This is a genomic window from Candidatus Zixiibacteriota bacterium (genome assembly GCA_035574315.1).
Classification (GTDB): Bacteria; Desulfobacterota; Binatia; order UBA9968; family UBA9968; genus DATLYW01.
Genome location: DATLYW010000019.1, coordinates 38,010 through 59,674, shown reverse-complemented (window position 1 = coordinate 59,674; position 21,665 = coordinate 38,010). Strand labels below are relative to the sequence as shown.

25 protein-coding genes and 1 tRNA gene are annotated in these 21,665 nt (G+C 65.5%); 15 read left to right on the top strand and 11 right to left on the bottom strand.

Annotated elements, in window-relative coordinates:
• The first annotated feature begins 206 nt into the window (after positions 1-206).
• The 12 genes from VNN77_05890 (at position 207) to VNN77_05835 (ending at position 8,011) form a co-directional block, all read left to right on the top strand.
• Complete coding sequence (locus tag VNN77_05890) at positions 207-932, top strand: hypothetical protein (protein HXG50926.1); 726 nt, start codon at positions 207-209, stop codon at positions 930-932.
• A 126-nt stretch (positions 933-1,058) separates the two neighbouring features.
• Positions 1,059-1,700, top strand: coding sequence for a GNAT family N-acetyltransferase (locus VNN77_05885; protein HXG50925.1), 642 nt, complete (start codon positions 1,059-1,061; stop codon positions 1,698-1,700).
• 52 nt (positions 1,701-1,752) lie between these two features.
• A tRNA-Arg gene (locus VNN77_05880) sits at positions 1,753-1,826 on the top strand.
• A 115-nt stretch (positions 1,827-1,941) separates the two neighbouring features.
• A complete protein-coding gene (locus tag VNN77_05875) occupies positions 1,942-2,334 on the top strand; it encodes an NUDIX domain-containing protein (GenBank protein ID HXG50924.1) in 393 nt (130 codons plus the stop codon).
• Between the two features lie 341 nt (positions 2,335-2,675).
• Entirely contained in the window at positions 2,676-2,945 is a 270-nt protein-coding gene (locus VNN77_05870) for a hypothetical protein (GenBank protein HXG50923.1), read from the top strand.
• A 494-nt stretch (positions 2,946-3,439) separates the two neighbouring features.
• Complete coding sequence (locus tag VNN77_05865; protein HXG50922.1) at positions 3,440-3,583, top strand: hypothetical protein; 144 nt, start codon at positions 3,440-3,442, stop codon at positions 3,581-3,583.
• A 183-nt stretch (positions 3,584-3,766) separates the two neighbouring features.
• Positions 3,767-4,036 (top strand): hypothetical protein, encoded by a 270-nt coding sequence (locus tag VNN77_05860; protein HXG50921.1) that lies wholly within the window; start codon positions 3,767-3,769, stop codon positions 4,034-4,036.
• A 325-nt stretch (positions 4,037-4,361) separates the two neighbouring features.
• On the top strand, positions 4,362-5,102 hold the full coding sequence (locus VNN77_05855; GenBank protein HXG50920.1) for an iron-containing redox enzyme family protein: 741 nt from the start codon (positions 4,362-4,364) through the stop codon (positions 5,100-5,102).
• A gap of 13 nt (positions 5,103-5,115) precedes the next feature.
• The gene (locus VNN77_05850) at positions 5,116-5,772 is read left to right on the top strand and encodes a cyclase family protein (protein ID HXG50919.1); all 657 of its coding nucleotides are present in this window, start codon (positions 5,116-5,118) and stop codon (positions 5,770-5,772) included.
• 11 nt (positions 5,773-5,783) lie between these two features.
• Positions 5,784-6,752, top strand: coding sequence for a dihydrodipicolinate synthase family protein (locus VNN77_05845; protein ID HXG50918.1), 969 nt, complete (start codon positions 5,784-5,786; stop codon positions 6,750-6,752).
• 54 nt (positions 6,753-6,806) lie between these two features.
• Positions 6,807-7,004: a hypothetical protein gene (locus VNN77_05840; GenBank protein HXG50917.1), complete on the top strand. Its 198-nt coding sequence runs from the start codon at positions 6,807-6,809 to the stop codon at positions 7,002-7,004.
• Between the two features lie 20 nt (positions 7,005-7,024).
• Positions 7,025-8,011 carry an FAD/NAD(P)-binding oxidoreductase gene (locus VNN77_05835; protein ID HXG50916.1) on the top strand — a complete coding sequence of 329 codons (987 nt, stop codon included), beginning with the start codon at positions 7,025-7,027 and terminating at the stop codon, positions 8,009-8,011.
• A 362-nt stretch (positions 8,012-8,373) separates the two neighbouring features.
• On the opposite strand, the gene VNN77_05830 is transcribed toward VNN77_05835, so the two are convergent.
• The 5 genes from VNN77_05830 to VNN77_05810 form a co-directional block, all read right to left on the bottom strand.
• On the bottom strand, positions 8,374-9,069 hold the full coding sequence (locus VNN77_05830; GenBank protein ID HXG50915.1) for a tetratricopeptide repeat protein: 696 nt from the start codon (positions 9,067-9,069) through the stop codon (positions 8,374-8,376).
• Positions 9,070-9,144: 75 nt separating this feature from the next.
• Complete coding sequence (locus tag VNN77_05825; protein HXG50914.1) at positions 9,145-9,669, bottom strand: bifunctional nuclease family protein; 525 nt, start codon at positions 9,667-9,669, stop codon at positions 9,145-9,147.
• Positions 9,666-11,033 (bottom strand): tRNA (N6-isopentenyl adenosine(37)-C2)-methylthiotransferase MiaB, encoded by a 1,368-nt coding sequence (miaB, locus tag VNN77_05820; GenBank protein ID HXG50913.1) that lies wholly within the window; start codon positions 11,031-11,033, stop codon positions 9,666-9,668. Before miaB ends, VNN77_05825 begins: the two co-directional genes overlap by 4 nt.
• A complete protein-coding gene (locus tag VNN77_05815) occupies positions 11,030-12,430 on the bottom strand; it encodes a VWA domain-containing protein (GenBank protein HXG50912.1) in 1,401 nt (466 codons plus the stop codon). The genes miaB and VNN77_05815 overlap by 4 nt, the downstream gene beginning before the upstream one ends.
• Before the next feature lie 22 nt (positions 12,431-12,452).
• Positions 12,453-13,412: a MoxR family ATPase gene (locus tag VNN77_05810; GenBank protein HXG50911.1), complete on the bottom strand. Its 960-nt coding sequence runs from the start codon at positions 13,410-13,412 to the stop codon at positions 12,453-12,455.
• Between the two features lie 116 nt (positions 13,413-13,528).
• On the opposite strand from VNN77_05810, the gene VNN77_05805 reads away from it, so the two are divergent.
• On the top strand, positions 13,529-14,296 hold the full coding sequence (locus VNN77_05805; protein HXG50910.1) for an NRDE family protein: 768 nt from the start codon (positions 13,529-13,531) through the stop codon (positions 14,294-14,296).
• Positions 14,293-15,021 carry a hypothetical protein gene (locus VNN77_05800; GenBank protein ID HXG50909.1) on the top strand — a complete coding sequence of 243 codons (729 nt, stop codon included), beginning with the start codon at positions 14,293-14,295 and terminating at the stop codon, positions 15,019-15,021. The genes VNN77_05805 and VNN77_05800 overlap by 4 nt, the downstream gene beginning before the upstream one ends.
• A gap of 9 nt (positions 15,022-15,030) precedes the next feature.
• Here VNN77_05800 and VNN77_05795 read toward each other — a convergent pair whose 3' ends face one another.
• The gene (locus tag VNN77_05795; GenBank protein ID HXG50908.1) at positions 15,031-15,957 is read right to left on the bottom strand and encodes an ABC transporter substrate-binding protein; all 927 of its coding nucleotides are present in this window, start codon (positions 15,955-15,957) and stop codon (positions 15,031-15,033) included.
• Between the two features lie 186 nt (positions 15,958-16,143).
• Between VNN77_05795 and VNN77_05790 the strand changes: the two genes are divergently transcribed.
• The gene (locus VNN77_05790) at positions 16,144-16,488 is read left to right on the top strand and encodes a hypothetical protein (protein ID HXG50907.1); all 345 of its coding nucleotides are present in this window, start codon (positions 16,144-16,146) and stop codon (positions 16,486-16,488) included.
• Between the two features lie 24 nt (positions 16,489-16,512).
• Here the strand turns inward: VNN77_05790 and VNN77_05785 are convergent, their stop codons facing one another.
• The 5 genes from VNN77_05785 to alaC form a co-directional block, all read right to left on the bottom strand.
• Complete coding sequence (locus VNN77_05785) at positions 16,513-16,776, bottom strand: hypothetical protein (protein ID HXG50906.1); 264 nt, start codon at positions 16,774-16,776, stop codon at positions 16,513-16,515.
• Positions 16,777-16,798: 22 nt separating this feature from the next.
• A complete protein-coding gene (gene glpX, locus VNN77_05780; GenBank protein HXG50905.1) occupies positions 16,799-17,749 on the bottom strand; it encodes a class II fructose-bisphosphatase in 951 nt (316 codons plus the stop codon).
• A complete protein-coding gene (locus tag VNN77_05775) occupies positions 17,734-18,954 on the bottom strand; it encodes a cofactor-independent phosphoglycerate mutase (protein HXG50904.1) in 1,221 nt (406 codons plus the stop codon). Before VNN77_05775 ends, glpX begins: the two co-directional genes overlap by 16 nt.
• Positions 18,955-19,003: 49 nt before the next feature.
• Positions 19,004-20,395 (bottom strand): homoserine dehydrogenase, encoded by a 1,392-nt coding sequence (locus tag VNN77_05770; protein ID HXG50903.1) that lies wholly within the window; start codon positions 20,393-20,395, stop codon positions 19,004-19,006.
• Between the two features lie 67 nt (positions 20,396-20,462).
• Positions 20,463-21,641, bottom strand: a complete 1,179-nt coding sequence (alaC, locus tag VNN77_05765) for an alanine transaminase (protein ID HXG50902.1) — start codon at positions 21,639-21,641, stop codon at positions 20,463-20,465.
• Positions 21,642-21,665: the final 24 nt, after the last annotated feature.

Genomic DNA, 21,665 nt, shown 5'->3' with positions numbered 1-21,665 from the left:
TGTTTCGGTGATATGGGTCGATAGTGACGACGGCGAGACCCGGTTAAACGCCTTGAAGTTGCGATGTCGCCATCGCGATCGTTCTCGGTTGCCATGGCGTCGACGATCGGGCGTAAAAATAGGGCAGGAACGCGTGCTCCGTCAAGGGAAAACTCCGGCGCGTCGCGCCGGCGCCGATTCCCTGGGCGGTTGTTGTGGAGGGAAGGGTGAGCGCGAGAGTGCCGACGGCCGCCTGCGCCGGAATCGCGCAGCGATCGAACGTGAAGAAAAACCGGCAATTCGAATCCTTCGAGCGGATGGCCGAGGCCGCCGCGGCGAACCTGGTTCGCGCCGCAGCCGGTTCGGCCTTCGAGCTGTTTTCCAGTCGGGAGTTCCGCGGCCCGGCGGACCTCGAGCGGCTCGCGCCGACAGAGCAGGACAGGATCTTCAACGAGCTGGTGGTGTCGTTCATCGTGCTTGTAGTGTTGTTGCTGGAGACACCCGACCTGGAAGTCACGGCGGAGCTCAGCGGATTTCTCGGGACCCTCAAGGGGGCGGTTCCCGAGGCGCACGCGGCCTACTTGAAAAGTGTGGGAGTGGAAAGCGTCCACGTGCGCGATTGGAAAAAGTTGATCAGGATGCGTTACGACGAATATGCGGGGGGTCGGCATGACGTGCGGGCGGCCGGCATGCAGCTCGAGGCGCAACGAAAGACTCTCGGTCTCGACGACCTTTCGAAGATGCAGCTGCTGGTGCCGGTTCACGTCGTTGCAATCGGTTGCCACCGCCACGTGTGCCGCGGGAGGACCGAAGGGCGCGACGAGCTTCTCAGGGCGACGTTCAAGTCGCTCGCCAAGTTCTACGTCGAGCTGCGGGTCGGGCTCGAAGGTGGCCGGATCGCGCCGACCGGGCGCGCACTGGTACCCTCAAAGGACTGTGGCGGCGCGTGGTAGGCGGCAAGGACGAACCGGAGTGATAAGCTATCGGCAGGACGGGATTTCCCGGAAGGCTGGTCAGGGTGCGTCGCGGGCCCAGGAGGGGTACGCGGGACGCGGCCTTCGCGCGGCCCGGATGGCGAGATGGCGATCGTCGTGAAAAGATATTCGTCGGGCGATCTGGAGCAGTGCGTCTCGGTTCTCGCCGAGGCTTTCGTGACCAATCCGCTTCATCGTTCGGCGTTCGGAGAAGGACGGCTCGATCAGAATCGGCTCTTCTTTCGCATCGGCTTGCGCCATATGTTCCGCGGGGACGCGTTTGTGGCGCGCGACGAAGAGGGGATCTGCGGTTACGTCCACTTCACGTACTCGCCGCATTGCCTTCCGCCTCCCGAGGAGATCCCGTCGATGGCGGCGAGCCTGCTCAGGCCTCTGGGAGATTCCGTGCCGAAGATCATCCAGTGGTTCGCCCGCTGGTGCCGGCTCGACCCGGACGAGCCGCACGTTCATCTCGGGCCGATCGGCGTCGCACCGGAAAAACAAGGCCGCGGCATCGGATCGGCTTTGATGAAATGCTACCTGGAGCGCCTGGAACACGGCAATTTCCCGGGCTATCTGGAGACCGACCGCGAGGAAAACGTCGGCTTCTACGAGAAGTTCGGCTTTACGGTACGGCGCAAAGAGGTCCTGATCGGCGCGCCGACGTGGTACATGTGGAGGCCCTCCGGCGCGCCGTCAGGGGAACGGGGAGAGAACGAGGGAGGAGAAGGCGGCGCTGCTCCCTGAGCGGTTCTGTTGCAAACGAGCGTCGGCGCTGCTAAAAAATCAACTTGCCTGTGCCCCCGTAGCTCAGGTGGATAGAGCACAGGATTCCTAATCCTGGGGCCGTGCGTTCGAATCGCGCCGGGGGCATAGCCCCTCCAAGCTGGGCACCCGCCATTCCCGGTTTTGCGATGCGCGAAAAAGCACCGTCGGGCGGTGGTCGCGAAAATCGACACCGGCCTCGCTCGGGCACGCCGGAAAAGCCATGCTCGACGCCGTCGTTGCCGTCATAATGAAAGGGGAGAAAGTGCTTCTCATCCAGAGGGCGCCGGGGATCCGGGGCGGAGGATACTGGGCGCCGGTCAGCGGCGAGGTAGAACCCGGAGAGAGCCAGGCGGATGCGGTGGCCCGGGAGGCGATGGAGGAGGTGGGCTTGACCGTGCGGCCCGTGCGCAAGGTTTGGGAAAACGTCTCGACACGGGGAACCTTCAAGCTCCACTGGTGGATCGCCGAGTATGTCGCTGGTGAGTTGGCGCTCAACGCAGCGGAGGTGGGTGACGCTCGCTGGCTCACGGTCGGGGAGATCAACCTTCTGGACGGGACCTTCGACGGCGACCGCGAATTCTACCGCACGATTCTTCCCTCTCTGCGTCCCTAGCCCGGAACCGTCCTGGAAACTTCGCGCGACGGCCAACGAGCCAGCCTGGTCGCCAAAACCATACAGGTCGAACCACTGTCGTTGTCGGATTTTACCCACTGTCTGTGGATCGCCGACTTCCGCACGCCTTGGGAGAGAGAGAAAGCAATTTAAAATTCAAAGCGTTTTTGGGTATGAAATTTGCGTCTTATCAGCGGCGCGTCGATGAGAAGAATCGCGTGGTTCAGAAACCCCCTGCGAAAGTCGGGCAGCCCGGTGCTTCAGGGCGGATTCGACGTAAGCCCCCCTTACTCCGCCGGGCGCTATGGGAGCCGGGAATCCGCTCCTGGAAGGATCGATTGATGCCGAAGGATGAGGAGTGGTATCGGGGACACGTCATCTCCTGGGCGGTGAACAAGGAAGGTTGCTCCGAGCACTGGAGCGGCATTGCAGGAGTCATACGTCCGCCTGGCCGACCCGGAAGACGCGTACAGCTCGTCGAGGGGCCGGCCGGTCGGTTCACCACCGCTGAGCTGGCCCGCGATTATATCCTGCGAGAAGCGAGAAGGTGGATCGATCGGCAGATCGCCGGCAGCGCAGCGGTTTACCCGGCTTCAAGCGGGGCAGAATGAGGGGTTCGAGCAGGCCGGCGGTGACATACGGGAGGGCTGCGGCAGGTCTCGCCGTGCGCGGAGAGAAGCCACCGGGCTCCGAGATCGGCGAGATTCAAAACCTGCGCGCCGGCGACCACCTGTGCCTTTTCTGCGACAACGATCCCGCGGACCAGATCGCTGCGCGGATCGCGTCGCTCTTGAGCTTTCAGGTCTCCGGGGCGAGGGGAGCGGGGAAAACCTCCGGGTCCGCAGCTGCTCGCGCCGGCGCGCAAGACCGCTACCCGGTTGGTGTCGCTGAACCCGAACGTCCGCGAGCTCGTGGAGAAAGTTTACACTCGGCAGGCTTGGCTGCGCTGATCCACAAGCCTGCAAGGCATGTCGGCGACAAGGTTCAGTTTTTCAGACAGAATGCCTGAGCGAGGCCGATAGTCGGCCGCTCTCTTCTCCGCGCCGTCTTTTTTCTTGATTTATGTCGCGGCTTGCACTAGGTTACGGCCGCGATGAGAATCCTCGTGGAGTTATCCGGAACGCAATACGCCGCTCTGCTGCGCTCCGTGACTCCGGAGTCCCCGCTTTATTCGACGCTCATCAACGGGGCCAGAGTCCCGGAAGGCAAGGGGAGGGGGGTGAAGGGGAGCTGGTTCGGTTTTTTGTGACGAGGCCAGGGTGCCAGCAGGTCTTGCGAGTCGCCGAGCGCTGCCGCCCCGACGCCGCGAGGAAAATCGTCGAGTGCATCGCGCGGTCGAAGCAAACATGAGGGACCCCGGCATCGGGCGCCGGGTGTTCGAGAAGTCGGGATACCCGACGGTGGAAAATTTTGCCGGCGGGAGTTGACGGCCATGCCTCAATACGAGATCTACGTGGCGTGCAAAGAATGCGGCGGCGAGCATCCGATGCGCATCCGCATCCATCTGGACGATGGACCGCCGCAGAAACAAAGCGTGGAAATCGCCTACCAGGGGAAATCGCGTCCCCCTCAGCTGGCCGCCGTGGAGCGCCACAAGGCGCTGTGCTTGAGAACCGGGAGGACGTTCATCCCCGCGAGCAACGACCAGATCTTTCTCGTGCCGAGCGTGATGAGGCGCTTCCTGCCGAAAGTCTCCGACTGATCCCGCTGCGCCCCTCGCGTACCCGGACTCGGCGCCGCAAGGCGTTGAAAATCTTCCCTCTTGTTGATAGCTAGCAGGAATGGGCCTAGAGGTCAGTGAGCTCGTAAGGGACGCAGACATCGTACCAAGGTTGCCCGGACCGGTTCCGGGTTTCCGGTTTTTATCGAGCTTCTCCGCTTCGAACGTCGAGCCGCCCGCGCGCGCCGAGGGTGGAAGGTCCAGGATGCATTTCGGTCGATGCCTGCCTGGCAATGAGCCGCTTTGTTAAGCTGACGGGCGGCGCGGGCCGCCGGGAGAAAAGACTGTCCGCTCGGAGGGAACTCTGATGGCGCTGTCACCACAGGCTTTCGTTGCCGAGATTCGGGGGATGGTGCGCAGCAAGCACTCCAAAGACCACCCGATCATCGGAATGATCGAGAACGGCGAGCTGACGCGCGAGCAGCTCAAGGGATTTGTCGGGCAGTTCTATCTTTTCTTTCCGAAGCCATTCCCGAAGCCCATCGCCGCGATGCTCAGCCGCTGTCCGGACGATCCCGACCTCGAGCGCATGTGGATCGAGAACGTCGTCGAGGAAGGAACGGGGGAGATCAGCGGTACGGACAGCCACAAGGGGCTGTTCATCCGGTTCGCGGAGGCGTGCGGTTACACCAAGGAGGAGCTGGACCGGGTCGAGCCGACGCCCGAAACCCAGGCGTTTCTCGATTGGCGGGAGCTGCTGATGTACCAGCGGAGCTGGCTCGAGCTCTTCGCCAGCCAGGGTTTTTGCCTCGAAGGCACCGCCAGCGAACGGATGGCGCGCATCGTGAACGGGCTTACGCGGCATTACGGTTTCAAGCGTGATTCCGAAGACATCCGCTACTGGACCCTGCACATGGGGGTCGACGAGGAGCACATGAAGGTGGGGCCGCTGGCGGTCGAGCGCTACGCGACCACGGATTACCAGCAGGACCTCGTTCGCGCCGCAGTGCAAAAGACGCTCGACCAGTTCTGGCTGGCCTTCGACGGGATCAAGCGAGCTTTCGTGGACATGGACCCGCTTTACGCCCGCTGGCGCAACGGCCGCTGAAAGGAGAACCGTGATGGAGATGGTCGATTTGTCGCGCGTGATCTACGACGGCATGCCGAAGATCCCGGTTCTGCCGGAGGTTCGCGTGCAGAAATTCTTCAGCCTGGAGAAAGGTCACCCGCTGAACGTGACCGAGCTCTCCTTGCCCTGCCACGCGGGCACGCACGTCGACGCGCCGATTCACATCGTGCCGGACGGCAAGTCGATCGAGGAGCTTCCGCTCGAGGCGTTCGTCGGTCCGGGCGCGGTGATCCACGTCGACAAGAAAGGGGGCGAGGAGGTGACGGCGGCGGACCTGGAAGCCTCCGGGGTGGCGGTGAACCGCGGCGACATCCTGATGCTGCACACCGGCTGGGACGAGAAGTTCGACAGCCCGGAGTATAACATGCACCCGTATCTTTCGGTCGACGCGGCGGAGTGGATGGTCAAGAAGGGGATCAAGATGCTCGGGATCGACTGCATCACCGTCGACCTGCCGACGCCGCTCCGACCCAAAGGGTTCGATTTCCCGGTGCACCGGACACTGCTCGGAAACGGCGTCCTGATCGCGGAGAACGTGGTCAACCTGGGGAGCATTCTGGGCAAGAAGACCCGGATCCTCGCCTTGCCTCTGAGGGTCAAGGGCAGCGACGCGGGGCACGCCCGAATCGTGGCGGAAATTCTGCATTGAGGTAGAGCGCGATGGCCCTCGCCAAACCGATCAAAGGAATCATCGGCGCCTGCCTGACGCCGTTCGGCCAGGACGATCGCGTCGATTACAAGGCGCTCGAGCGGGAGATCGAGTTCCTCATCCCGGACTGTGACGCGATCACGGTCGCCGCGGTCGAGGCCGCCGAGTACACGATGCTCTCGCGCGAGGAGCGCAAGGAGTTGCTGCGCATCGCCACCGAGATGATCGGCGGCCGCGTGCCCGTCATCCTGGGCTGCTCGAGCCCCTCGCCACGGGAAGTGATCGAGCTAGCCGAGTATGCGGCGAAGGTGGGGGGCGATCTCGTTCAGGTGCTGATGCCGCTGCGCCCGTGGGGAGGGCAGCCGACGATCGCGGAGCTGATGGAGTTCTATACGCAGGTCGCCTCGGCGAGCCCGCTGCCGGTCACCTGCTATCACAATCCCGGGCCGGGCGCCGATCCTCCACAGGATGCGTTCGTGAAGATCAGCGAGATCGACAACATCCGGTACTTCAAGGAAAGCTCGCGGGATATCACCAAAATTTCGAGACTGATCGAGCAAATCGAGCTCGCCGGTCGCGGCCACTATTTCACGACGATGCAGCCGCTTCTGGTGACGTTGATGCTCGGCGGGTCGGGGGCGACGATGCCGCCGCCCGGTACGCGCATCGGGGCGCAGATCGTGCGTGCCTTCCGCGCGGGGGATCTGGAAACGGCGCGGTTCTGGGCGCGCTGCTACGCGCTGTTTCCGGGAAAATGGGCGGCCTACGGCCTGCCGCCCGTAATGAAGTCGGCGATGAAGCATTTCGGGGTGGACATCGGGAATCCAGCAAGGCCCTATGCGCCCGTGAGCCCGCGCGACCACGAGCAGATCGGTCAGTTTCTGCGGCAGGTCGGCCTCATCGGCGAGGCGGGGCCGACGCCGAAGGGATTGCTGGAAGCCAGCGAAAAGCTCCGGCAGGAAGATACCTTCCTCCGTTAAAGCTTCACCTTAAACAGGCTTCACGGGGCGCCGCCGCAGGGCGGTGTCGAGGCGATGGAGTGGGTCAAGGATCTGTCTGACAGGCTGTTGTTGTGGTTCCTGCACGTGACCTCGCGTTTCGGGAGCGAGCTCACGCGCGACGGGCGCTACGAGCAGCGCATGTGGCGGGAGCAGCGGCTGCGAAACCTCGAAGGGCTCGCAATCCGCTCCCGCCAGCGCCTGGAACGGCTCGAGCGTCAGCGGCACGACTGATACCCCCGGATTCGATGGCTTTGAACGGGCGAAAGAGAATCGTCATCCTGGGCGGAGGTTGCGGCGGCGTGGTTGCAGCCACGCGCCTCGGGCGGCTCCTCGGCGCGGACCACGATGTCGTGCTGATCGACCGGCGGGCCGAGCACATCTTCATGCCCGCCTTCCTGTTCCTCATGATCGGCCGGCGGACTCCCTCGGACATCAGTCGCAGCCTCTCGCACCTCGGGAAGAGAAACGTCAAACTGATCCGCTCGGAAATCGTAGGGATCGATCCCGTGCGCCAGGAGGTGGTTCTCCAGAACGAAAAAGTGGGGTACGACCACCTTATCGTCTCGCTCGGCCTGCAGACTCGACCCGACCTGGTGCCGGGCTTCGCGGAGGCCTCGCTCCATCCCTGGGAAATGGAGAGCGCCTTGAAGCTTCGAGACGCCCTCGCCTCGTTTCGCGGCGGGCGGATCGTGGTAGGCGTCCCGCTCGGGCCGTACCGCTGCCCGCCGGCGCCGTACGAGACGCAGTGGCTGATCGACGAGTATTTCCGCCAGCGCGGCATCCGGGAGCGTGTGCAGATCGAGTATTTCACCCGCGAGCCCGAGCCCACCGGCGAGGCGCACGATCCCGTCGTGTGGATGGACGCGGAGAGCAAGCGCCGCGGCATCAAGCAGAATTACGAGTTCGTGGTTCACTCCATCGACCCGCGGAAAAAGGTCGTCTACGGCCTTTACGGCTACAGTCTTCCTTACGATCTGCTGGTCATGGTGCCGCCGCATCGGCCGGCGCAGGTCCTGCTGGACAGCGGGCTTGCCGAGACGGAAAACGGCATCCGGGTCGACTACGACACGCTTCGCACGAAGTGGGAAAACGTCTACGCGATCGGCGACTGTGCCGACATGCCGGCCTCGAAAGCCGGAGGCGTGGCGCACCAGGAGGCCGACGTCCTGGCTCACAACCTGGCGGTCGAGATCACGGGTAAAGGGAGGCCCGTCGATCTCTGGCTGCACACGATATGACTGCTCGCGTTCGGCGCGGGTCGCGCCGCCGCAAACCGCACCGTATACCCGACCGGCTGGCCGCCTTTCGGCGTCACGGAGCCCCGCACCTGGGGTCCGTCGCGGCTGATCTACTGGGCGAAGATCGGCTTCGAGAAGTGGTGGCTCTGGCGTTATTTCTGAAAACCCGGCGATAGTTTCCAGGATAGGAGGGGTGGAACGAGGAGGCGACGGCGGCGAGGACGGCATATCTAAAAGTTTACATAATATATCTTATCGGACGTTTTACCTGTTTCGCTAATTACCGGGCCCGGAGGGCGCCTTTTCGGCACCCCGATCCCCAATCGTTTTAACTCGGTGTTCTGCTTAACCCGGTGTTCTGCTCAGGGCGTTTGTGGCGGCGTGCCAGGCTGACTTTCGAGGCGGGCGATCTCGAGCTCGATTCGGGTGGAGATGTCGGGGGGCGGGTTCTCACCCAAAAGCTGGCGGTAGGCGGCGATTGCGGCTTTAGGGTCGCCGGCACGGGCATAATTCCGGGCCTTGCCGATCAGCGCCTGCTCCCGCAGTGGACCCGGGATCTTTTCGGCTTCGGCGTAGTGGCCGACGGCTTCCCGTGACATTCCCTTGAGGCTTTCGACGTCCGCGAGCGTGATCAGCGCGATCTGGCGGTAAAGGGAGTCCGCAGGAGCGGCAGCCAGAAAACGCTGCGCGGCCGTAAGGGCTTTGTCGAGCTCGCCGGTGGCGACGTAGGTGTTGGCCTCGTACAGGTACGCCAGGGCCGCGTAACGCGACCAGCGAAAGTCCTTGACCTTTTCGAGCGCGGAGAGGGCTTCTTTGTAGTTGCCGGCATGATAGCGCTCCAGCGCCCGCTCGAAATGGGGTGCAGCAAGCGCATTCTGCCTATCCTTGTAGGCGTTGAACGCGAGGCCGCCGAGGGCGGCCAGAACGAGGAGCCCGACCGCCAGCGCAATCGGGATCTTGCGGCGCCGGACGAACTCCAGCGCCTTGCCGGTCACAATCAGGAATTTGTCGGGTTCGCGCAGCTCCTTTCGGCTGACTCTCTTGCTTGCGGTCGGCATGGAGCGTTATCGGAGTCGGGACACGCTCCGCGAGGCCGTCGGGAGCGGCGAATCCGGGTACGGCCCGGGTCCGGGCTACATCTTGTACTTGAAGTCCTCCGGGCTCAGCTTCTCCAGGATCTCAGCCCACTTCTCCTTGGAGACGTTGGAGACGTTCTCGACGGTCTCTTCCTTGCCTTCCTCGCCCTGCTGCAGGACGCTGGAGGCTTCGAGCACGGCCTTGGCGACATAGATCGGGCTCTTGGTCCGAAGCGCCAGCGCGATGGCGTCGCTCGGGCGGGAGTCGATCACGAGCTGCCGCCCCGCGACCGCGAGGTAGACCAGCGCGTAATAGGTGTTTTCCTTGAGCTCGGTGATCTCGACCGACTCGACCTTGCAACCGACCTCGCCGAGGATGGTCTTCAACAGATCATGCGTCATCGGGCGGGCCATCTTGATGCCTTCGATCTCGGTCGCCATCGCCGTCGCTTCGAGCAAACCGATCCAGATCGGAAGATTCAGTTTGTTTTCGGAGTCCTTCAAGATCACGATCGGCGTTTTGGTGACCGGGTCGAGCGTGAGTCCACCCACCGACATCTGGATTGAATCTTCGCGTTTCATCTTGCCCCGTCCCTTTCTGGCTTGAAATCCGAAACAAGCTCTGTTTCCTGCATCTCCCCCAGCAACGAATTCGCGGTTGCACCCGTGATGCGGACGGCGACCAGGGCCCCCGTCAGCTCTTCCGGCCCGTCGAAGTTAACGATCCGGTTGCTGCGTGCCCGGCCCGTCAGCTGTCCGTTCTTCTTTCGGGACTCCCCCTCGACGAGCACTTCCTCGACGGCGCCGATCCGCTCGCGGTTGCGCCGCAGGGAAATCTCGCGCTGCAGGTTCTGCACCTTCAGGAGCCGTTCCTTCTTGATTTCCTCCGCCACGTCGTCCTCGTAGAGCCTCGCCGAGACGGTCTGGGGTCGCGGCGAGTACATGAACGAGAAGATCTCATCATACTGCACTTCATCCAGCAATTCTAGGGTGTCCTCGAACTCCGCTTCGGTCTCGCCGGGAAATCCCACGATGATGTCCGTGCTGAGGGCGATTTCCGGACAGCGGTCGCGCAGGCGCGCGATCCGATCGAGGTACTCGGCGCGGCTGTAACCGCGGCGCATCCGCTGGAGGACCGCGTCGTTCCCCGACTGCACCGGCAGGTGCAGGTGCTCGCAGAGCTTGTCGAGCTCGGCGTACGCCTCGATCAGCTCCGCCGAAAGGTCCTGCGGGTGCGAGGTCGTGAAGCGGATGCGCGCGAGGCCGTCGATCTCGTTGACCCGCGCGAGCAATCCGGCAAAGCTCAGCTCCCCCGGCGACGTCTTGCCGTAGGAGTTGACGTTCTGCCCCAGGAGCACGACCTCCTTGACGCCCTGGGCGGCGAGCGCGCGAATCTCCGCGACGATCCGGTCGCTGGGGCGGCTCACCTCGCGCCCGCGGGTGTGAGGTACCACGCAGAAGCTGCAGACCTTGTTGCAGCCCTGCATCACGGTGACGAACGCCTGAGGTCCATCCACCCGCGTGCGGCCCTCGGGGTCCTCCATGTAGTCGGGGTCGCGGTAGAAAGCGGTCTCGACCGGCCGCTCGCGGGCGGTCCGGACGCGGAGCACCATCTCGGGCAGCTTGTGGATGTTGTGCGTGCCGAAGACAAGGTCGAGGTGCGGCATGCGCTTGAGCAGCCGCTCGCCTTCCTGCTGCGCCACGCAGCCCCCGACGCCGATGATCAGATCGCGGTTCTGCTCCTTGAGCTCCCGCCAGGTGCCGACCGCGCTGTAGACCTTTTGCTCGGCCTTGTCGCGCACGCTGCAGGTGTTGAGCACGATCAGATCCGCGGTTTCGGCGCGGTCCGTGGGCGCGTAGCCGGCGCGGCGCATCACCTGCACGATCCGCTCGGAGTCGTACTGGTTCATCTGGCAGCCGTAGGTCTGGACGTAGAGCCTCTTCATGGAACGATCGCGTCGACGAGCTTCGAGAGCTGGTTGAGGTTGCGGCATTCTTCGGCGACGTGGCAGTGCGATTGATAGCGCGGCATCTCGCTGTCCCCCACGCCCCACGTCGTCCGGCTCTCCGGGTTCAACCAGATGAGCTGCTTCGCCTTGCGCCGGATCTCCCGCAGAACCCAGTCGTTGGGGCGGTTGTAGTTGTTGCGGCCGTCGCCGATGATCAGGACCGTGGTCCGCCCGTCGAGCGCGGGGAAGTAGCGCCGGTAAAACAGCTCGAAGGCGCGCCCGAAGTTCGAGTGCGAGTAGACGTCGATCACGTCTCCGCGCAGGGCCGCCTCGACCGCCCGGTGGATGTCGTTCTCCTCGAACAATTTCGTGACTTCGCCGATGTCGCTTACGAAGATGAAGCTGCGGACTTTGGAGTACAGATCCTGCACCGAATAGACGAATTGTAACATGAAGCGGGAGGCGTTCAACACGGAATCCGAAACGTCGCAGAGCACGAAGACCTGCGGCTTGGTTTTCCGCCGCCGGTCGAGCGCCACGGCGAACGGCACCCCGCCGAAGCACAGGCTGCGGCGCAGCGTGCGCTTGAGGTTGAAGCGCCCGCGGGCGGCGCGCTTGCGCCGGACCGAGAGGCGGTTTTTGAAGCGCCGGGCGAGGCGGGCGACCGCTTCGTTCATGCGCCGGATGTCCTCCTCCGTGTAGTACGCGAAGCTCTTCTCCGCGAACGAGACCCGGCGGTCGCGATCGACGGCGTCGAGGCCGCGCTTGCGCTGCTCCTGCCGCACGGCCTCGCGCAGCATGCGGTAGAGGTCCTTGAGCCGCTGATCGAGATAGCGGATCAACAGATCGCCGTCGCCGCCGGCCCCGCCGCGCCGCAGCAGCGCCTTGAGCCGGTCGATCTCATCCTGCAGGCGGTCGGTTTGCAGCAGAGCGGCTGTGCGGGTGAAGGGCGCCAGGCGAAACCCCTCCGGCGATTCGGCGGCGGCTTCGCCTACGGCCTCGCGGAGCAGGCGCTCGAGCACGGCACCGTCGCCGGTGAGAAGCGCTCGCGCCAGCTCCGAAAGCTCCGCGCCGGACTCCTGGATGAGCCGCTGAAGCCGCTCGAGCACCTCCTGCAGCTCGCGCGGGCTCAGCCCCAACGCTTCCATGAGCCGCCGGTCCGTGTCGCGCAGAATGTGTCCCAGCCCGTAGAAAAACGCGTCGAAAAGCTCTTCGAAGGACTCCATATCCGCGGCGCGCTTCACCAGGGTGGCCCGCAGGGCCGCGCGAAACAGCGCCGGGTCGGCTACGCCCACGAGCTCCAGGGCGCTCAGCGCGTCGACGTTCTCCGCCAGAGAGACGCGAATCCCGTTGCGGCGCAAGATTCCGGCGAACTCGAGGAGACGGTCCTGCATGGAGCGCTCGGAGCGGAAGGAGTCAGTGCAGGTGGTCCTTGTCGCGGGACGCCGCCGCTCCGGCAGCCGCCCGGCGCTCCGCGAGGTAGCTCTGGAGCTCGGCCTGAGCCTTGCGGACGTCGGCTTCGTGCTTGACCAGGGCGGAAAGCGTATCCGCGACCAGCGCGTGGTCGAGGCGCTCGACGTTGAGCAGCGTCAGCGCCTTGACCCAGTCGAGGGTCTCGCTGATGCTCGGCGTTTTCTTGAGGTCGAGCTTGCGCACGCGCTGGATCAGCTGGACGACTTCCTGCGCCAGCCGCTCCGACGCCTCCGGCACCTTGAGCTTGACGATCTCCGCCTCGCGCGCGGCGTCCGGGAAGTCGATGTAGAGATGAAGGCAGCGTCGCTTGAGGGCGTCCGACATCTCCCGCGTGTTGTTGCTCGTGAGCACGACCAGAGGCTGGTGGCGGGCCTTGATCGTGCCGATCTCCGGAACCGTGATCTGAAAATCGCTCAGGACCTCGAGGAGAAAGGCCTCGAACTCGGCGTCGGACTTGTCGACCTCGTCGATCAGGAGCACCGCCGGGTCGTCGGCGCGGATCGCGCGCAGCAGCGGCCGCGGCAGCAGGAAGCGATCCGAGAAAAACACGCCGTCCTGCCGGGCGATGCAGTCGACCGCCTGCTGCAGCGTGCGCGCCTCGCCGACGATCTCGCCGATCTTGTCCTTGAGCATCTGGGTGTAGAGAAGCTGCTTCGCGTATTCCCACTCGTAGAGCGCCTTGGCCTCGTCGAGACCCTCGTAGCACTGCAGCCGGATCAGCTCAAGGTCGAGGGCGCGCGCCATGACCTTGCCCAGCTCGGTCTTGCCGACGCCGGCCGGTCCTTCGACGAGAATGGGTTTCCGCAGGCTGGCGCCGAGGTAGACCACGGTCGCCACGTTCTTGCTGCAGATGTAGCCCTGGCTTCCCAGGCGCGAAATGACGTCGTCAACCGATCGAAACATGCGGTCTCCTCGCGAGTCGCTCAAAGTACCATAATACGGGGAGGAGCGGCAATCAACGCGCGGGGGCCGCGGCGTTGCGCCGCAGCCGGGGTTCCGGTAGATGAATAATACGACTCGTGTGCACGCTCGCGCTCTACTACCGGATCTCCTCCGAGTTTCCCCTGATCGTCGCCGCGAACCGCGATGAACGCTACGATCGTCCTTCGAGCCCCCCGGCGACGCTCGGGACGTACCCGGCGGTGGTTGCCGGCGTCGACTTGCGCGCCGGGGGAACCTGGCTCGGGGCGAACAGCCACGGCCTGGTGGCGGGAATCCTGAATCGGCGCGAGCAGCAGGCGGCCGCAGACGACGGTGACGCCCGCTCGCGCGGCCTTCTCTGTCTGGAGCTGTTGCGGCTGCGGAGCGCCGGCGAAGCGCGGGCCGCCCTCCCCGGCCACGAGCGCTTCCATTACCGTCCCTTCGTGCTCGTTTGGGCCGACCGCGACCAGGCCTGGACGGCGTGCAACGACCGGGATACCATCCGCGCGGTCGAGCTGACCGAGGGGCTGCACCTGTTCAGCAACCGCGCGGACGAGGCCGCCGGGCGGGGCAAGGTCGAGCGCGCGCGAGCGCTGTTCGAGGAGCTGCTTCCCCGCCTGAGAGAGGGCGCGCGCTCGATCCCCGAGATCGTGGGCGGGTTGCATCGGGCGCTGCGCGAGCACGACGGCCCGGCCGAAGACGCCGCTCCCGCCGATGCCGTGTGCGCTCACGGCGAGGCGTCGGGGACGGTCTCTTCGAGCATCGTCCTCTTCGCCGCGCGAGCGGGCGAGCTGCGCACGTTCTATTGTCCTGGGCCGCCGTGCCGGAACGGCTTCACCGAGGCTCCGGCTCTCAGGGTCGAATGAGACCCGAGACGACGGCCAGGCCCGCCTCGACGATCATCCTGCTCCGCCCGGCGGGCCGGCAGGCGTTCGAGGTCCTTCTCACACGGCGGCCCGAGGAGATGGGCTTTCTCGGCGGGATGTACGTTTTTCCCGGCGGCAACGTCCGCGCGGAGGACTGCAGCACGGCGATGATCGACCGCTGCCGCGGCTTGGACGCCGCCGGAGCCCGGCAAATCCTCGGCGCGCATTTAAAGCCGCGTTCCGCCCTCGGACACTGGATCGCCGCGGCGCGAGAGCTGTACGAGGAGGCGGGAGTGCTGCTCGCCGCGGCGGCGGACGGAGGTCCGCCCGCGGTCGAAACCCTGGGGCGCCTGGCAGCGCGGCGCCCGGCCTTGCTCGCCGGGAAAGTCCAGTTCCACCAGCTTCTCCGCGAAGAGGAGCTGTTCTGCGATCTCGGTCGGATGGTCTATTTCTCGCACTGGGAAACGCCGCGCCGTTTTCCCCTGCGGTTCGACACCCGTTTCTACGTTGCGCCGCTTCCCGAAGGACAGGCGGTCGAGCCCGATCCCGCGGAAGTCACGGAAAGCCTCTGGGTCGCTCCCGATCGCGCTCTCGAGCTTTTCAACCGAGGGAGATTGCCGATGATCTTTCCGACCTTCGCGTCGCTCAGAACGCTGGCCGATTTCGAGTCGGTGGAAAGCGTTCTGCAGGAGTTCGGGAGAAGCAAGCCGCGGGCGGCGGTTTGAGGCTGCGGTTCAGGCCCGCCAGAGCGGGCGATAGCGGACTGCGACTACCTGCTCGTAGGGGACCGGAGCGGCCAGCTGTCCCGCGGCGCAAGCGAAGCGGTTGAGCGCGGCGACCGCTTCTTCGTAGATGACCGGATCGTAAAACGGGAGGTCGCGCTTGACCACGGTGGGAATGAGCCTCGCGGCTTCCTCGGGGAAGAGCCGTCGGCCGATCTCGGCGGCCAGCTCCGGCTCCGCCCGCAGCGCCCGCTGCGCCCTCACCACCGCGCGCACCGCGGCGGCAACGCTTTCGGGCTCCGCGGCGATGAGCCGCTCCGTCGTCGCCATCCCGGCGAAGGTGAAGCGACGGACTTCCCCGGGATCGTCGCCGCGCCGGACATCGACCAGGATCTTGCCCACGCCGCGCTGTACGGCGGTTTCGCTGCCCATTGCATTGGCCCAGAAGCCGTCGATCCGGCCTTCCGCGAGCGCGCGGGCGGCGAAAACGCCGAAGGAAACGTCGCGTGCCCTGGCGCCGGGCAGCTCGACGATCTCCAGGTCGCGGTCCGGATCGAGGCCGCCGGCGAGCAGGAGCTGGCGCAGCGCCAGATCGGGTCCCTGCGCCGCGGTGAGCCGAAGCCCCTTCAGCGCTCCGAGGTCGCCACGCTCGGCCGCGAGGCTCGCGCGCACCACCAGGAGCCAGGGCGTTCCCTGCGACAGCGCCACCACCAGCTTCGCTCCCCTCCAAGAGGGGAACTCCGTGAGCAGGTCGTGGACCGAGCCGGCGATCATGGCATCGGCGGTTCCTTCCCGCAGGGCCCGGGTCGCTCCGAGCATGGGAACCAGCTCGACGCGAGCATCCAGCCCTTCGGCCCGGTAGAACCCGAGCTCCTGCGCGGCGAGAGCCGGGAAGCAGGTGTTGCTCACGAGGTCGACCGCGGCAATCTTGAATGCCATTTCTCTCCTTCCCCATTCCCGCCGGGGGGTGTACAACGAGCTTCGGCGGGACGATCACAATTGAACAGCCAACCATTTGTAGCACGCGGCCGCGAGGTCAGCCAGCACGGCCCTGCCTGCATTTCTCGATATCCGGGGCTTTTGCCGGGGCGGCGCGCTTCTTGCCACACCGATGGCAGACCCGCCATGCTGCTCGAAGACATCATTATCCTGTGGTGTCTGTTCATGCTCGCCCTCGCCTGTCCGATCAGCTTCGTCGCGGTGCTCTACGAAAAGGCCGCTGCGAAGCGCCGGCGAAAGCGGCGGAGAGGCGAGGCGCCGCCGCCGGACGACGCCCCTGGGAGGATCAAGAGCTCGCCGATTCGAGGCTATGACTCCGAGGATCTTCTTCGCGAAGACCTGCGGCTTTTGCGCCTCGCCGACGCGCCCGATCCTTCGCGCGCGACTGCGTTCCCGGCCCCGGGCGGAGCCCAGGACGGCCGCGTGTGCGCCGCGCTGGCGCGCCGCGCCGCGGCGGATCCGCCGAACTAGCCGGGGGCGAAGGCGGAGCGCAGCCTAGCGGTTCTGCAAGAGCTCGTTCAGCTTTCGACGGTCTTCCTCGGAGATGCTCTCCCGGCCCCGGTTCTCCGAGCGCCGGGCGTTTCCTTGCGGGCGCGCCTCCGGGCCGGAGCGCACCGCCGGCCCGTTGCTCCAGAGAGCCTGGATGTCACGCCAGTAGAGCCAGCCGAAGAAGAAGGCGGCCCAGAGGACGAACGGGGTAAGCACGAAGAGCAAAACGGCACGCAGCCGGTGCTTCTTTCGGGGCTTTTTCTTCGCCACGTCGGTGCTGCGGGCGGCCGGGCTAGTAGTTCGGCTTGTGATCGAAATAGTGCGTCGCGTTGATCACGCGCACGGTCCGCGTTTTCGAGCGCATCACGACCGACTGCGTGGTGGCTCCGCCGGGAAAGAAGTGCACGCCCCGCAGGTAGTCCCCGTCGGTCACGCCGGTGGCGGCGAACATCACGTCGCCTCCGGCCAGCTCCTCGAGCGAGAATTTGTGGTTGATGTCGCGGATGCCCATGCTCTTCGCCCGCTCGACCTCGGCCTCGTTGCGCGGCTTGAGCCTGCCCTGCATGTCCCCTCCCACGCAACGCAGCGCCGCCGCGGCCAGAACCCCTTCCGGCGCGCCGCCGATTCCGAGCAGCATATCGATGCCGGTCTCCGGCTTGGTGGTGGCGATGGCGGCGGAGACGTCCCCGTCCCCGATCAGCCGGATGCGGGCCCCCGCTCTGCGCACTTCCTGGATGATCGCCTCGTGGCGCGGCCGCGAAAGGATGATGACCGTGAGATCCTCGACCCGGCAGCGCTTGGCTTCGGCCAGGGCGTGGAGGTTCTCGGTCGGGCTCTTGTCCAGGTCCACCACCCCCTTGCCCGCCGGTCCCACGGCGATCTTTTCCATGTAGGTGTCGGGACAATGGAGCAGGTTTCCGGCGTCGGCCATCGCGATCACGGAGAGCGCGTTGGGGGCTCCGGTGGCGCAGATCGTGGTGCCTTCCAGCGGGTCGAGCGCGATATCCACCTTCGGCCCTCCCGAGCCCACTTTTTCGCCGATGTAGAGCATCGGCGCCTCGTCGCGCTCCCCCTCCCCGATCACGACGGTGCCGTCGATCGCCAGGGCGTCGAAGGCGCGCCGCATGGCGTCGACGGCGGCCTGGTCCGCGGCCGTCTCGTCCCCTCGGCCCGTGAGCCGGGCGCAGCTGAGAGCGGCCGCTTCGGTGACTCGAACGGCTTCCAGAGCTAGGTTTCGGTCCACGGTTCCCTCCCTTCGATCAACGCTTCCATCAAGCGGTACGCTTGGGTGACCACGATTCCGGTCCTGCGCGCATCCGTCTCGTTGTAGCGCACCGGGCCGTTGTCGCGAGCGGCGGCGGCGGAGAAGAGCACGAAGGGAACCGGCTCGGCGACGTGCGTTTTGAGCGCGATCGCCGTCGGGTGATCGGGCATCAACAGCAGTCGCCAGTCCGTTCTCCCCGCCATGCCGTCCAGCACGGTGCCGACGACCTTTTCGTCGAAATCCTCGATCGCCTGGATTTTCTTTCCGGCATCGCCCATGTGGCCGGCCTCGTCGATCGCCTCGACGTGGATGAAGACCAGATCGTTCTTCTCCAGGGAGCGGACTCCATATTCCCCTTTGCCCCGATAATTGGTGTCGAGGAAGCCGGTGATTCCAGGGACCCGGATCCGTTCCAGGCCGGCGTAAGAGCCGAGGCCGTTGATGATGTCCACCGCCGAGATCACGCCGCCGGTGATCCCGAAACGCTCCCGCAGCGGCGGCAGCGCCGGGGCCCTTCCTTGCCCCCAGAGCCAGATCGACGTCGCCGGTCGGCGGCCCTGCCGCTCGCGCTCCCGGTTCACCGGGTGCGTAGCCAGGATCGGCTCGGATGCCCGCATGAGGTCCAGCAGCCTGTCGGCGCCGTCGCCCCGCGGGAGATAGGCGGCGACCGGACGATCCGTGATGTCGTGCGGCGGCGTGGTCTCCATGTCCTTTTTGCCGCCGCGCCAGACCATCAGATGGCGGTAGCTCACCCCGGGGAAGAACTCGATCCCGTCGCCTCCGAGCTTCGCGGCGAGCGTACCGATCAGCTCCGCGGCCTCGTCGCTGCCGATGTGACCGGCGGTGAAATCCTCCATCACGGCGTCACTGCCGCATCCGGAAAGCGTGACGAGGTTGCAGCGGAAGGCCACGTCCTGCGGGCCGAGCGCCACTCCCATGCTCGCGGCCTCCAGCGGTGAGCGCCCCGTGTGGTAGCGCCTCGGATCGTAGCCCATGATGCTCATGTTGCCCACGTCGCTTCCGGGCGGAAAACCTTCGGGAATCACGTGGGCGATGCCGAATACGCCCCGGCGCGCGAGCCAGTCCATGCGCGGGGTGCGCGCGGCCTCGAGCGGCGTTTTTCCGCCGAGGCTCGCCACCGGATAGTCGGCCATGCCGTCGCCCTGTAGGATGATGTACTTCACGGCTCTTTTGTGCTGCCGGGGCCCGGAGTACGAACCCCCGGGCCGCCTTTCAGGTCTCCCGCCAGATCGGAAACCAGACCGGTTTAACTGCGATATAGTCGCGATCGGCGAGCAAGTCCAGAGCCTGCCGCATCTGCCCCAACGTCGCCTGTTCGAGCGTCATGACGAAAGGCAGAAGACCGCCGCTCGTGCCGAGGCGATGGCTGCGGGCGAGATCCTCGAGCTCTTCGGCGCTGTGGCGCAGCTGCCAGATTTCGGAGATGTTGACTCCCAGTTTTCCGAAAACCTGCCCGATGTCGCCGACGATCCCCGCTCGGTCGCGAACCACGAAGCGCAGATAAAAAGATCCGTCGATCTCCTCCTCCGGTTGCAGCGTCACCGCCCCCGGGGGCATGAGGCTCGGCAGGCCGCAAAAGCGCCGACCGCCGCCGCGGGCGAGCTCGCACACGTCTCCCAGAACCGCCACGGCTGTGGGCCCTCCGCCGGCTCCCGGCCCGGCCAAAATATAGTCGCAATCGCGCCCCCGCCGACCGCTTCCGCTGCGCTCGCCCTTGAAGCAGATCGCGTTGGTCGGCCCGTCGATGTCGGCCAGCAGGTTCTCGCGCGGCACCAGCACGGGAGAGACGAATGCCTGCAGCCGGTTCCCCTTGCGCCTGGCCACGGCGAAATGCTTGATCGTGCTGGCGCCGGTCTTGCCGGCGTAGCGGAAATCGACGGCGTGGATGTCCCCGATGCCGTTGCGCCAGATCGTGCCGGGCTCGATGCGGACGCCGAAGGCGACCGCCGCGAGGAGAAGCAGCTTCGCCTCGGCGTCGGCGCCGGTCACGTCCGCTTCCGGGTTCGTTTCGGCGTACCCCCTGACCTGGGCCTCCGCGAGCGCCGCGTCGTAGGTTTTCCCCCCCTTCTCCATCTGCGAGAGAATGTAGTTGCAGGTGCCGTTGACGATGCCGAAGACCGCCTCCGGGCTCTCGGCGGCGAAGCTTTCGGTAAGCGAGCGGATGATCGGGATGCCGCCGCCCACGCACGCCTCGAAGCGCACCTGGCGGCCGGCTCGCACCGCTTCCGACCAGATCTCCTCGCCGTAACGGGCGAGCACCGCCTTGTCCGAAGTGACCACGGATTTGCCGTTGCGCAAGGCGCGCACGATGGCGTCGCGGTGGCGCGGCAGCGCCGACGGATCGTCCAGTCCGAGCACCTCGACCACGATCTCGACCCGGGGATCGTCGATGACCTCTTCCGCGCTCTCGGTGAAAAGCTCGGGGCGGCTGGCATGCCATTTCTTTCCCTCGGGGCGCCGCGTGTAGACCCTGCGGATCTCGATCTCGAGGTCCTCGCCGAACTTGCCCTCCCGCTCCCAGACGATATCCTGGACGGCCTCGCCGACGACGCCGGAACCCAGCAGTCCGAGACCGACCTTGAGGCGTTGATTCCCAGGCTTCATGCTAGTCTTCTCGCGCGGACGATGTTGAAAGGCAGCGGCGCCGGCGAAAGCGCTCGGCGCCCCGGCATCAGTCGAGGAGCTTTCCCAGCGCCCGCCGGATGTTGCGGACCGCCTGCTTCGTGCGATGCTCGTTTTCGATCAGGGCGAAGCGCACGAACTGGTCGCCGTACTGGCCGAAGCCGATCCCCGGGGAGACCGCCACCTTCGCCTCCTGGAGAAGAAACTTGGAAAACTCGACCGAGCCCATCGGCTTCGCCTGCTCGGGGATCTCCGCCCAGACGAACATCGTTCCCTTGGGCCTCTTGATCTTCCAGCCGGCCCGGTCGAGGCCGTCCACCAGGCAGTCGCGCCGCTTCTGATACATCGCCCGGATGCTCTCCACGCAATCCTGGGGGCCGTTGAGCGCGTGAATGGCGGCGATCTGGATGGGCTGGAAAATGCCGTAGTCGAGATAGCTCTTGATCCGCGCGAGCGCGTGGATGATGTCGCGGTTGCCGACCGCAAAGCCCACGCGCCAGCCCGGCATGTTGTAGCTTTTCGAGAGCGAGAAAAATTCCACGCCCAGATCCTTGGCGCCGGGGGCCTGGAGAAAGCTCGGCGCCCGATAGCCGTCGAACGTGAGGTCCGCGTACGCGAGATCGTGGATCACCAGCATTTCGTGCTCCTGGGCGAAGCGCACGACCCGCTCGAAAAAATCCAGCTCCACCACCTCCGTGGTCGGATTGTGCGGAAAACTGATGATCAAGAGCTTCGGCTTCGGCCAGGTCTGCTTGACCGCCTCCTCGAGAAGCCCGAGGAAGGTCTCCCCGGTGGTGAGGGGGATGCAGCGCAAATCCCCGCCGGCGAGCACCACCGCGTACTGGTGGATCGGATAGGTCGGGCTCGGGCAGAGCACCACGTCGCCCGAGTCGATAATGGCCCAGGCCAGGTGGGAGAGGCCTTCCTTGGCGCCGATCGTGACGATCGCTTCCGTGTCCGGATCGACCTCGACCTGATAGCGGCGCCGGTACCAGTCCGAGATCGCGGCGCGCAGCTTGTAGATCCCGCGGGAGACCGAGTAGCGGTGGTTTTGCGGCTTGCTCGCGGCCTCCACCAGCTTGGCGACCACGTGCGGCGGCGTGGCCGAGTCGGGATTGCCCATGCCGAAGTCGACGATGTCTTCACCCCGGCGGCGTGCTTCCATTTTAAGGCCGTCGATAATGCTGAAGACGTACGGCGGAAGCCTCTTGATACGCTGGAACTCCACCTGGTCCTGACCTTTCCTTTCCCG